General features: G+C 64.0%; 9 protein-coding genes (1 of these 9 running past the window's edge). 2 read left to right on the top strand and 7 right to left on the bottom strand.

Going from position 1 to position 11,630, the window contains the following annotated elements:
• On the top strand, positions 1–853 hold the final stretch of the coding sequence (locus LB526_RS24680; protein ID WP_224630111.1) for a M23 family metallopeptidase. The gene continues 1,127 nt to the left of window position 1, outside the view; only the last 853 of its 1,980 coding nucleotides appear in the window; its start codon lies off the left edge, out of view; its stop codon occupies positions 851–853.
• Here the strand turns inward: LB526_RS24680 and LB526_RS24675 are convergent.
• Positions 850–2,403 (bottom strand): MFS transporter, encoded by a 1,554-nt coding sequence (locus LB526_RS24675; protein WP_224630110.1) that lies wholly within the window; start codon positions 2,401–2,403, stop codon positions 850–852. The genes LB526_RS24680 and LB526_RS24675 overlap by 4 nt on opposite strands.
• 224 nt (positions 2,404–2,627) lie before the next feature.
• Between LB526_RS24675 and LB526_RS24670 the strand changes: the two genes are divergently transcribed.
• The gene (locus tag LB526_RS24670) at positions 2,628–3,260 is read left to right on the top strand and encodes a TMEM175 family protein (protein ID WP_224532523.1); all 633 of its coding nucleotides are present in this window, start codon (positions 2,628–2,630) and stop codon (positions 3,258–3,260) included.
• On the opposite strand, the gene LB526_RS24665 is transcribed toward LB526_RS24670, so the two are convergent.
• The 6 genes from LB526_RS24665 to prfA all read right to left on the bottom strand — a co-directional run bounded on the left by LB526_RS24665 (position 3,234) and on the right by prfA (position 11,599).
• Positions 3,234–4,763: a L,D-transpeptidase family protein gene (locus LB526_RS24665; protein WP_224630109.1), complete on the bottom strand. Its 1,530-nt coding sequence runs from the start codon at positions 4,761–4,763 to the stop codon at positions 3,234–3,236. The two genes, LB526_RS24670 and LB526_RS24665, sit on opposite strands and share 27 nt — an antisense overlap.
• Before the next feature lie 232 nt (positions 4,764–4,995).
• Entirely contained in the window at positions 4,996–5,361 is a 366-nt protein-coding gene (locus LB526_RS24660) for an MmcQ/YjbR family DNA-binding protein (protein ID WP_140543607.1), read from the bottom strand.
• A gap of 117 nt (positions 5,362–5,478) precedes the next feature.
• On the bottom strand, positions 5,479–8,085 hold the full coding sequence (gene clpB, locus LB526_RS24655) for an ATP-dependent chaperone ClpB (protein ID WP_224630108.1): 2,607 nt from the start codon (positions 8,083–8,085) through the stop codon (positions 5,479–5,481).
• A gap of 224 nt (positions 8,086–8,309) precedes the next feature.
• The gene (locus tag LB526_RS24650; protein WP_411968090.1) at positions 8,310–9,344 is read right to left on the bottom strand and encodes a DUF4167 domain-containing protein; all 1,035 of its coding nucleotides are present in this window, start codon (positions 9,342–9,344) and stop codon (positions 8,310–8,312) included.
• Between the two features lie 313 nt (positions 9,345–9,657).
• On the bottom strand, positions 9,658–10,527 hold the full coding sequence (gene prmC, locus LB526_RS24645) for a peptide chain release factor N(5)-glutamine methyltransferase (RefSeq protein ID WP_224532528.1): 870 nt from the start codon (positions 10,525–10,527) through the stop codon (positions 9,658–9,660).
• A complete protein-coding gene (gene prfA, locus LB526_RS24640; protein WP_224609568.1) occupies positions 10,520–11,599 on the bottom strand; it encodes a peptide chain release factor 1 in 1,080 nt (359 codons plus the stop codon). Before prfA ends, prmC begins: the two co-directional genes overlap by 8 nt.
• Between the last annotated feature and the right edge of the window lie 31 nt (positions 11,600–11,630).

Below are 11,630 nucleotides of genomic sequence, written 5' to 3'. Positions count from 1 at the left end.
GCCCGTCGTGGTGCGTGGCAATCTGCCCAATGTCTATGACGGCATCTACCGCACCGCCTATTCCTATGGCATGTCGAAAGCGATGACGCAGAAGCTGATCAAGCTGCTCGCTTCCGACGTGGATTTCCAGTCGCGGCTCTCGCCTTCCGACCGCCTCGAAGTGCTGTTCTCCCAACCCGACGGCGACGACCAGGCCTCCGACGGCTCCGAGCTTCTCTACGTCTCATCGACCTTCGGCGGACAAACGCGCAACTTCTATCGCTTCCAGATGCAGGACGGCAGCGTCGACTATTTCGACGAGAACGGCAGCAGCGCCAAGCAGTTCCTGCTGCGCAATCCGCTGCCCAATGGGCGCTTCACCTCCGGCTTCGGCGCACGCCGGCATCCGATCCTTGGCTACGTCCGGATGCACACCGGCACCGACTGGGCAGCGCCGATCGGCACGCCGATAATCGCCGCCGGCAACGGCGTGGTCGAGAAGGCCGGCTGGGCCGGCGGCTACGGCAAGCAGATCATCATCCGCCACGCCAATGGTTACGAGACCTCCTATAATCACCAGAGCGCTTTCGCCAAAGGCATCGAGGAAGGCGTTCATGTCCGGCAGGGGCAGGTCATCGGCTATCTCGGCCAGACCGGCCTCTCTACCGGCCCGCACCTTCACTACGAACTGATCGTCAACGGCACCAAGGTCGATTCGATGCGCGTGCGCCTGCCGGTCGGCAAGGTTCTGAAGGGCGACGATCTCGTCGCCTTCAAGAAAGAGCGCGAGCGCATTGACGATCTTCTGAAGCAGGAAGACGGCAGCGCGCTGAAGGTTGCCAGCGCCAAGACTGATTCGCAGCTTCCGAACTAATCTTGCTCATCGTTTGTCTTTTGCGGCCAGGGCGATGCCTGTCCGGGAACCGTGAACCAGGCGGTGAGTGAAGACAGCACGCACAGCAGCGCCGTGACCGCCGCGACCGCGGCGAAAGCCGAATCGCTTGCCGCAATCCTGGCCGCTTCGATATTGGCGGCCAGCCCGGAGGCCGGCGGCTCGCCGAAACCGGGCACCCCGGCGGCATTGCCGGTCATCCGCGCGTAAACCCAGGCCGCCAGCGAGCCCATCGCCGCCACCGCGATCAGGCCGCCGACGCGCGAGACCGCGTTGTTGATGCCGGATGCGGCCCCGGTATCCTTGTCCTCCACGGACGTCATGACCGCGGTCGACAGCGGCGACACGACTTGCGCCATGCCAAGCCCCATCAGCGCCATCAGCGGAAAGGTGCCGATCCAGAAATCGTGGATGCCGAAATGGGTGAGCAAGGCAAGGCCGGCGAAGGCGATGGCGACGACCATGCTGCCGCTGGCGATCGGGAAACGCGGACCGATGCGATCCGACCACTGGCCGACCGGTCCGGACAAAAGCGCGATCGACGCCGACAGCGGCACGAAGATGAAGCCGACCTCGGCCTCGCTCAGCCTCCAGCCGGCGATCAACAGCATCGGCAGGTAGAACAAATTGGCCGACAGCGCGAAATAAAGGAAAAACGTCGCCAGATTGGCGCCGGCAAAGGCCCTGATCCGGAACAGGCCGAGATCGATCATCGGGTCGCGCCGCCTGTGCTCGTAAAAGATGAAGACCACAAGCAGGACCACGCCGGCAACGATCGCCGGGCCCGACATCAACCCTGCGCCTTCGACATTCATCGCCGTCAACCCGTAGGCGAGCAGGCCGAAAGCAAGCGTCGCCAGCGCCGCGCCGCCAAGGTCGAGGCTGCGTTTTTCGGTTGGCTTGTCGGCCGGCACCTTGGCCAGAAGCAGATAGATCGAGATCAGCCCAAGCGGCAGGTTGATGGCAAAGATCGCGCGCCAGACGCCATTGCCGAAAGTCGAGAGCACGACGCCGCCCAGCACGGGACCGAGCGCCGTGGTCAGCGCCGAAGCGGCGGCCCAGATGCCGATCGCCCGGCCGCGCTCCTTCTTCGGATAGGCTTTGGCGATGATGGCCAGGCTGCCCGGCACCATGATCGCCGCACCAATGCCCTGGATGGCGCGGAAGGCGATCAATATAGCCGGATCGGGCGCCAGCGCGCAGGCGAGCGAAGCCGCGACGAACAGCGCGATCCCGGCCACGAAGGCGCGCCGCAGTCCAAACCGATCGCCGGCAGCGCCCCCCACCAGGATGAGCGCCGACAGCGTCAACGCATAGGCGTTGGAAATCCACTGCGCTTGCGCCAGGCTGGCGCCGAGATCCGCGCGCAGCGCCGGCATGGCGATCGCCAGGATCGAACCGTCGATGAAGCCGAGCGCAGACGCGAGGATCGCAGCGACCAGCACGAATTTTCGCCGGGTCTGAGGACAAAACGTGCCGTTCGCCCGCGCGGGCGAATGCGAATCGGCAGTGGTTTCATTCGCTGATGACATTGGATCCCTGCTTAGCCCCCTCGCACGGGCGCAACAACAAGCCAGAGCATCGCTGTTCTTGAAACCAGATGACAGAGCATGATGCCGAAACGTGTGAAGCGGTTTTCGGACGACATCATGCTCTCTCTTTTCGATTCAGGGCCGGATGACGAGGTGGGCTCAATCCTGATGCAAACCGCCACCGGCGTGCTAGGTTCCACCATCATGCGTGAGAGGGGGAAGCCATGAAGCGTCCGCTCGAACCGTCGGCGGAAGGACGCGGACGCATCGTCGGCGTCACCGACGGCGTTTTCGCCATCGCGCTGACGTTGATCGTGCTGGAGATCAGAGTGCCGTCGCATGAGGCGGTGCATTCGGAAGGCGAATTGCTCGCCGCGATCCTGGCGCTGGGGCCGCGATTCCTGACTTATGCGCTGAGCTTCCTCACGCTCACCATCTTCTGGTTCGGACAGCAGGCACAGCATGGCCTGATCGCGAAATCGGACCGGCGGCTCGCGACGCTCAACCTGTGCTTCCTTGCCTTTATCGCGCTGCTGCCCTTCTCGACCGACCTTCTCGCCGATTTCCTGGCATTCAGGGGCGCGGTACTGGTCTACTGGCTGAACCTGCTGATGCTGGGCGGCACGCTGTTCGCGAGCTGGTGGTATGCCGACAGGAGCGGCATGATCGCCGAGGATGTCGACGCGGAGACGCGCCGCACCGTCTACAAGCGGATCGTCAAGGCGCAGATCCTGTGGGCGGTCGGCGCGGCGCTTTGCCTGATCACGCCGCTGCTCAGCATAGGCTTCATCCTGCTGGTGCAGCTCATCTATGCCGCGGCGCCGCGCGCCTTACTGCTGCGTAAACTCATCGGTTGAGGTCCCGCCGACATCCGCGATTGTCGATCCGCCCACGAACTCCACCGTGACGCCCGGTGACACCAGCTTGGCAAGCTCGCGTGCATCCCAGTTGGTCAGGCGCACGCAGCCATGGCTCTCGGTTTTGCCAATCTTAGAGGGATCGGGCGTGCCGTGAATACCGTAGGTCGGCTTGTCGAGTGCGATCCAGACCGAACCGACCGGACCGTTCGGTCCCGGGGGGACGGTCAGGATCTTGTCGTTCTGGCCCTGCTTGAAATTGATGTTCGGATTGTAGGTGTAGTTCGGGTCGAGAGCGATGCGCGAGACGGCATGGATGCCGGTCGGCGACGGCGTGTCGGCCGAGCCGATGGTCGCGGGATAGGCCGCGACCAGCTTGCCGCTCCCATCATAGGCGTAGACTTCCTTCTTGGTCTTGTCGGCGATGATACGCGTTACCGGCGTCGAGACCAGCTTGCCGAAATTGGCGACCTTGATCATCGTGCCCGGGCGATTGAAGTCCACGCCCTTGTTGATCGACTTCAGATAGGTCTCGTCCATATGGAAGCGTTCGGCCAGCGCCTCGGTGACCGAGGTGTAGCACATGCAGTCGAGCTTGGCCTTCTGGCTGTAGTCCTCCGGTATCGAGGCGACGTAAGGGCCGGCCGCGTCTTCCGGCGTGATCGTGTAGGAGGCGAAGGCGTCGCCGCCCGACTGTGCAAGCGCCGCCTGGATGCCGACCGCATCGGTGGATTTCAGATTGGTGCCGTTTATTTCGTTGTAGGCGGCCAGCGCCTTGTCGACATTCGAGCCGAAGCGCCCGTCGATCACGCCCGGCGAGGCGCCGCCGCGATCGAGCAGCACCTGCAGCGCGGCAACGTCCTGGCGCACGCCGAGCGACAGCGACGGATCGACCGTGGCCTTGCCACCAGTGTTCGGCGGCTGTGCCGCCTGTGCTTCCGGATTGACCTGCAGCACTTCGCCCTGGCCCGGCTGCTCCGGATCGATCGACGCCTCGTTCAGCGGCTGGCGCTTGATGGTGTCGGATTTCGGCGCCTCCGGATAAGTGGTGGCATAGCCTTCATCGTTGTTGGGCGCCGGCGGATAGGCATCGACGGAATTGTCGTCGTACTCGTCGACCGGCGGGATGACACGGCCGTTCTCTTCCAATTGCCGACGGCGGAAGCGCGCCATGTCGTCGGGGTTGTCGAGATAATAGCGGTCGTCGTCTTCGGCCGGCGCGCGGCCGAGTTCCTGCATGCGCATCTGCCGGCGAAGCGCGCGGCGGTCGAGCCTGCTGCCCGGCGGCTGGATGGCGATCACCTTGCCGGTGTCGGCATCGACCAGCACCCGGTTGCCCCTGGCGTCGTAGTAGATATCGATATTGCCGTCCTGGGCCAGCATCAGCGCGCCGCGCTCAGCCGGGCGCGCAGGCCGCGCACCATCCGCGCTCGGCATGGCGAACGCACTGGAAGACACCAGCCCGGCCGCGAGTGCCGAAAGGGAAAAGATCAAGCGCAGCATGAGGGTCAAGCTCTCCGGTCGACTCGGGCTTCTGGCGGGCGAACCTTCGTCAGCAAACCAGCTAGCCAAATTAAGATTCCAACATGAACCGGGCATGAAGATGGCGGGTTTCCGGTACCTTGAGGAATATGAGCTCATGCATGTTGCCCAAAAATACGCAGCGGTTCTGGGGGCCGACATGCGAAACAACAGCTAAAGCGCATCGACCACATCCGTTTCGGCGCGACGCGCCTTAGCCTGCGGCAAGCCCCAATTCCTTGCGTGCCTGTCTGGTCAGCTTGAGGACGACCAGGCGATGGCTCTCGCGCAGATAGTCCTCGAGCGCCGCATCATCCATGCTTTGGCTTGTCTGACGCTGGATCCATTTCATGCCGCGCGAGGCGAGATAGGGCGCCGGCCGGCAGCCCGGCTGATCCTTCAGCACGTCATAGGCCATCTCGGAACATTTGAAGGTGACGAAGAGCTCGCCGCCCTCGTTCCAGCCGCCGATGGCGAACACCTTGCCGCCGACCTTCCAGACATGGGCGCCGCCCCACTGAACGACATGCGTCGTGGCGGGCAATGAAGCGCAGAAGCCATTGTAATCGTCGAGCTTCATCGAGTTCTTCCCAGTCATCCGAATCGGCAGCTGATTATGCGCAGTCATTGGCAATAAAAAAGCGCGCCGCACCAGTCCGGTGCGACGCGCTTCGCGTTCATTCAAGCTCACCCGAAATCAGGCGGCGGCCTCCGTCGCCACCACGGTCGGCTTCGAGCGGAAGTTCAACCGGTCGGAGCCGGCGGTGACCTTGACGGTCGAACCGTCGAGGATCTCGCCGAGCAGGATCTTCTCGGCCAGCGGGTCCTGCAGCTCCTTCTGCATCACCCGCTTCAGCGGCCTGGCGCCATAGGCCGGATCGTAGCCCTTCGACGCCAGCCACTCGATCGCGTCATGATCGAGCGCCAGCGTGATCTTGCGATCGGTAAGCAGGTTCTCCAGACGCTTGAGCTGGATCTCGACGATGCGGTCCATATCCAGACGGCGCAGCCGGTGGAACAGGATCACTTCGTCGACGCGGTTGAGGAACTCCGGCCGGAACGAGGCTTTCACCACCGCCATCACCTCGTCGCGCACGGCATCGACATCCTGGTCGTCGCCGAGATTGACCAGATATTCGGCGCCGAGGTTCGACGTCATGATGATCAGCGTGTTGCGGAAGTCGACCGTGCGGCCCTGGCCATCGGTCAGCCGGCCGTCGTCGAGCACCTGCAGGAGCACGTTGAATACGTCCGGATGCGCCTTCTCGATCTCGTCGAACAGCACGACCTGATAGGGCCGGCGCCGCACCGCTTCGGTCAGCGCGCCGCCTTCCTCATAGCCGACATAGCCGGGAGGCGCGCCGATCAGCCGGGCGACGGAGTGCTTCTCCATGAACTCCGACATGTCGATGCGGACCAGCGCCGTCTCGTCGTCGAACAGGAAGCTGGCCAGCGCCTTGGTGAGTTCGGTCTTGCCGACGCCGGTCGGTCCGAGGAACATGAACGAGCCGATCGGCCGGTTCGGATCCTGCAATCCGGCGCGGGCGCGCCGCACGGCCTTGGACACCGCCTGCACGGCTTCGCCCTGGCCGACGACGCGCTTGCCGATCTCGTCTTCCATGCGCAAGAGTTTCTCGCGTTGCCCCTCCAGCATCTTGTCGACCGGAATGCCGGTCCAGCGCGACACGACATGCGCAACATGGTCGGGCGTGACCACCTCTTCCACCATGCCGGTCTTGCCGTCCTGCGCCTCGGCTTCCTTGAGCTTCTTCTCGAGCTCCGGGATCTTGCCGTAGGCAAGCTCGCCGGCGCGCTGGAACTCGCCCTTACGCTGCGCGATCGCCAGTTCGTTGCGCGTCTCGTCGAGCTGTTTCTTCAGGTCGGCGGCAAGACCAAGCTTCTGCTTTTCGGCCTGCCACTTGGTGGTCAGCTCGCTCGATTCCTCCTCGAGATCGGTGAGCTCCTTCTCCAGCCTGGCAAGCCGGTCCTTCGAAGCCTCGTCCTTCTCGACCTTCAGCGCCTCGCGTTCGATCTTGAGCTGCATGATGCGGCGGTCGATCTCGTCCAGCGCCTCGGGCTTGGAATCGACCTGCATGCGCAGCCTGGACGCCGCCTCGTCGACTAGGTCAATCGCCTTGTCGGGAAGGAAACGGTCGGCGATGTAGCGGTTGGAAAGTGCGGCCGCCGACACAAGCGCGGAATCGGAGATGCGCACCTTGTGGTGCTGCTCGTACTTCTCCTTCAGGCCGCGCAGGATCGAAACCGTGTCTTCCACCGTCGGCTCGTCGACGAAGACGGGCTGGAAACGGCGGGCAAGCGCGGCATCCTTTTCGACATGCTTGCGGTATTCGTCGAGTGTGGTCGCGCCGACGCAGTGCAATTCGCCGCGCGCCAGCGCGGGCTTCAACAGGTTCGAGGCGTCCATCGCGCCGTCCGCCTTGCCGGCGCCGACCAGCGTGTGCATCTCGTCGATGAACAGGATGATGTTGCCGCTGGCCGAGGTTACCTCGTTGAGCACGGCCTTCAGCCGCTCCTCGAACTCGCCGCGATATTTGGCGCCGGCAATCAGCGCGCCCATGTCGAGCGCCATCAATTGCTTGTCCTTCAGCGATTCCGGCACGTCGCCATTGACGATGCGCAGCGCCAGGCCCTCGGCAATCGCCGTCTTGCCGACGCCCGGCTCGCCGATCAGCACGGGATTGTTCTTGGTGCGCCGCGACAGCACCTGGATGGTGCGGCGGATCTCGTCGTCGCGGCCGATGACCGGATCGAGCTTGCCGGCGCGGGCGTCGGCGGTGAGGTCGCGCGCGTATTTCTTCAGCGCGTCGTAGCCTTGCTCGGCGCTGGCCGAATCGGCGGTGCGGCCCTTGCGGATGTCGTTGATCGCCTGGTTGAGCGCCTGCGCGGTGACGCCCGCCTTGGAAAGGATGTCGGCGGTCTTGGCCGACTTCTCCATGACAAGCGCCTGCAGCAGCCGCTCGACGGTGACGAAGCTGTCGCCGGCCTTCTTGGCCAGGTCCTCGGCGGTTGAGAACACCTTGGCCAGCGGCTGGGCGAGGTAAAGCTGGCCGTTGCCACCTTCGACCTTGGGCATCGCCTCGAGCGCCGTCTCGACGCCGAGCTTGACGTCGCGGACATTGCCGCCGGCGCGCTCGACCAAGGAGGCGGCGAGGCCCTCGTCATCGTCGACGAGCACCTTCAGTATATGTTCGGGCGTAAATTGCTGGTGGTTGCGCGAGAGCGCCATGGTCTGCGCCGACTGGATGAAGCCGCGCACGCGCTCCGAGTATTTTTCAAGATTCATTCGCTGTCTCCTTCCATCACCGGCCCACTTTGCGGCACCGGATCAGATTGCGGTGACGGACCCGCTCAAAAGAGCCGAGCCCTGTTCAGCCGAGATATGGTGTATGGGCCACGGTCCCTCAAGACGCCTTGATGTCGATCAATGCAGAATATTCCCGGGCGTGCATATACAAAAACGGCGGAGATTTCTCTCCGCCGTCAGCGATGCTTGAAATGGCGTCTGGATCAGTTGTTTGCGTCTGCAGCTACAGGCTCGCCGGGGGCTTCGTTGACAACAGGTGCCGGCTCGCTGGCGGCAGGCTCCCTCGCCTGGTTCGCCTCTTCGGCCGGCTTGGCGCCGACCTCGTCGCTATTGTTCGCAGCGTTGCGCGTTTCGCCTGAACTTTCGGGACCGGAACCTTCGGGGCTCGAGCCCTCCGGCTGGTCGCCCTGCCCGCCACCGGCCTGGTCGGCATAGCTGCCGCGGGGACGCCGCGGACGCCGCGGACGGCGGCCGCCATTGTCCTGGGCGGCTTCGTTGAGCTCGGCCTGTGCGGCAAGGGCGGCAGGCGAGAAACTGTCGAACTGCGGCGCCTGCACGGCCTGTGAACCAGCCTCGCCGGTCGCCTCGGGCTGCGCCTGTCCCTCATTGCGGCGGTTCTGGTCGAACTGCTGGCCGCCCTGCTCGCCGCGCTGGGCGTTTTCGCCACGCTGACCGTTCTGGCCATACTGGCCGCCGCCGTTGCGGCGATCACGATGCCGGTCGCGGCCGTTGTTGTCGCGCTGGTTGTTGTCGCGACGGCTGTTGTTGTCGCGGCCGTTTTCCTGGTTGTAGGCGAGTTCCGCCGGCGTGCCTTCGATCACTGGCTGCGGGCCGGAGCCGCTCGCCGTGCCCGGCGCATCGGCGCCGTTGCCGCTGTTGTTGCCGATATTGTCGAACTCCTCGCGATCTTCGTCCATATCGTCGTCGAAGTCGTCGCGGTTCTGCTGAGTGTTCTGGATCGGCATCTGCGCCTGCGCGGCGGCAATGATGCGATTGTAATGCTCGGCGTGCTGGAGGTAGTTCTCCGCCATAACCCGGTCGCCGGAGCTTTGCGCGTCACGGGCGAGTGTGGCGTATTTTTCGGCGATCTGCTGAGCCGATCCGCGGATCTTCACGTCCGGGCCGTTGCTCTCGTAGTTGCGGGTCAGGGGATTGGGCCCCTTGCGGTTGTTGTTGTTGCCACCGCCGCCATTGTTGTTGCGACCGCGCATGCGCCTGTTCTGCTGTTGTGGCCTCATTAGACTCTCTTCATAGTGAATTTTCGAAAAACTCTTCACGAACGGTGGCGCTCATGCAGCCAGCCGTTTCGTCTCTTCACCGGCGTTCGCCCGCATCAATTGCGTTGGCGCCACGTGCCATCCTGTCCCGGTTACATCACTTGCCGGATGATTCCCGCACGAAGCTTGGGCGTCGTTTGCGCAAGAAGGCAGCTATTTCCAAGGAAAACCGAATCGCTGGGAGCACTGCCTGCTTCGTCTCATCCGGTTGAGCCGGACCCTAACTGCATTCCCGGGTATTGCCAAGCGGTTTTTTCGCACTGCATCAGGGCTTTCAACGCTCGAACACCAGAACTCTGTCATTGCCGCCGAGATCGCGATGTGACCCGGTTAACACATAGCCGGCTGCCGCGAATATCCCGGTGACCTCGTTTTTCTGCGTATGGCCGATCTCGACCGCTACCTTGCCTTGCGCTTGCAGAAATTCTGCCGCTTCAGCGGCAATGACCCGATAGGGGTCCAAACCGTCCGCACCGCCGTCCAGGGCCCGGTGCGGGTCGAAATCGCGGACCTCGTCCTGCAGATTTCCGATGTCTCGACTGGGTATATAGGGAGGGTTCGAGGCAATTACATGGTAGTGGCCCGAAACTTTTTCGAACCAGTTGGAATGCAAGGCTTTGAAGCGTTCGCCGAGCCCCAGGTCCCGGGCGTTTCCAGCCGCAACTGCCAATGCGTCGAGCGAAATGTCGACGCCCGTCGCGGTGGCGGCCGGAACGGCGCTGAGCAGCGCCAGCGCGATGGCGCCGGTGCCCGTGCCGAGATCGAGAATGCGGCATTTGCCAAGCCTTTCGGCCGTTGCCCGCGCAAAGGGCAGGACGGCGTCGACCAGCGTCTCGGTATCCGGCCGGGGCTCCAGCGTCTCCGGCGAAAGCGACAGGCGCAAACCGTAGAATTCGCGGTAGCCGAGGATGCGGTGCACCGGCTCGCCTGCGACGCGACGCCTCAGGGCTGCTTCGATGGCCGAAAGCGCCGCCGAACCAACCTCTTGTCCCGGTTCGGCGATGGCCTGGGTACGGGTCGTGCCCGAGAAATGCTCGACGATCAGCCGCGAATCGAGCGCCGGATCGTCGATGCCGGCTATAGCCAGACGCTCGCGCGCTGCCCTGAGCAGCGGTCCGAGCGCGGCGGGCAGTCGATCAGCCATCGAGGCTCATATCGGCAAGCAGCTTCGACTGATGATCGGCGATCAGCGCGCCGACGATCTCGTCCAACTCGCCCATCATCACACGGTCGAGCTTGTAGAGCGTGAGGTTGATACGGTGGTCGGTGACACGGCCTTGCGGGAAATTGTAGGTGCGAATGCGCTCCGAGCGGTCGCCGGAGCCGACCTGCGATTTTCGCGACGACGAGCGCTCCTCATCCGCGCGGCTGCGCTCGAGATCGTAGAGTCTGGCCCTGAGGATCTGCATGGCGCGCGCCCGGTTCTGGTGCTGCGACTTTTCCGCCTGCACCACCATGATGCCGGTCGGCAAATGGGTGATGCGAACCGCCGAATCGGTGGTGTTCACGTGCTGGCCGCCCGAGCCGGAGGCCCGCATCGTGTCGATGCGGATGTCCTCCGCCCGGATTTCTATATCGACCTCCTCGGCCTCGGGCAGCACGGCGACGGTCGCGGCTGAGGTGTGGATGCGCCCGCCGGCCTCGGTTTCCGGCACGCGCTGCACGCGGTGCACGCCAGATTCGAACTTCAGATGCGCGAACACGCCCTTGCCCGACACCGCGGCGATGATTTCCTTGTAGCCGCCGACCTCGCCCTCGCTCGCCGATACCACCTCGAAGCGCCAGCCGCGCGAGGCGGCATAGCGTTCATACATGCGAAAGAGATCGCCGGCGAACAACGCCGCCTCGTCGCCGCCTGTGCCGGCGCGGATTTCGAGGATGGCGTTCCTCTCGTCGGCCGCATCCTTGGGCAGCAGCAGGATCTGGATGTCCTTCTGCAGCGCCTCGATGCGGCTCTCGACCTCCGGCAGGTCGGCCTCGGCCAGCGCGCGCATCTCGGCATCGGTCGCTTTGTCGGCAAGCATCGCCTCGAGGTCCGCCTGCTCCTGCTCGGCGGCGCGCAGCGCCCGGATCTTGCCCACCATCTCCTGGATGTCGGCATATTCCGAAGCCATCTTCACATAGGCGTCGGCGGCGGGTCCGGCCGACATCTGCGCCTCGAGCATGTCGAAACGCTTGACGACTTGATCCATACGGTCGCGGGGCAGGTTGATCATGATCTTCGAACTTCGATGGAATTCACGTCAG

It is taken from the genome of Mesorhizobium sp. CA6, from assembly GCF_020165035.1.
Classification (GTDB): domain Bacteria; phylum Pseudomonadota; class Alphaproteobacteria; order Rhizobiales; family Rhizobiaceae; genus Mesorhizobium.
This window is presented reverse-complemented; position numbering and strand designations above follow the sequence as displayed.

What these genes read in the sequence shown, in the direction of transcription:
- prfA (WP_224609568.1), bottom strand. Translation starts at nt 11,599, where the DNA reads ATGATCAACCTGCCCCGCGACCGTATGGATCAAGTCGTCAAGCGTTTC.
- LB526_RS24665 (WP_224630109.1), bottom strand. Translation starts at nt 4,763, where the DNA reads ATGCTGCGCTTGATCTTTTCCCTTTCGGCACTCGCGGCCGGGCTGGTG.
- LB526_RS24670 (WP_224532523.1), top strand. Translation starts at nt 2,628, where the DNA reads ATGAAGCGTCCGCTCGAACCGTCGGCGGAAGGACGCGGACGCATCGTC.
- LB526_RS24675 (WP_224630110.1), bottom strand. Translation starts at nt 2,403, where the DNA reads ATGTCATCAGCGAATGAAACCACTGCCGATTCGCATTCGCCCGCGCGG.
- LB526_RS24660 (WP_140543607.1), bottom strand. Translation starts at nt 5,361, where the DNA reads ATGAAGCTCGACGATTACAATGGCTTCTGCGCTTCATTGCCCGCCACG.
- prmC (WP_224532528.1), bottom strand. Translation starts at nt 10,527, where the DNA reads ATGGCTGATCGACTGCCCGCCGCGCTCGGACCGCTGCTCAGGGCAGCG.
- LB526_RS24650 (WP_411968090.1), bottom strand. Translation starts at nt 9,344, where the DNA reads ATGAGGCCACAACAGCAGAACAGGCGCATGCGCGGTCGCAACAACAAT.
- clpB (WP_224630108.1), bottom strand. Translation starts at nt 8,085, where the DNA reads ATGAATCTTGAAAAATACTCGGAGCGCGTGCGCGGCTTCATCCAGTCG.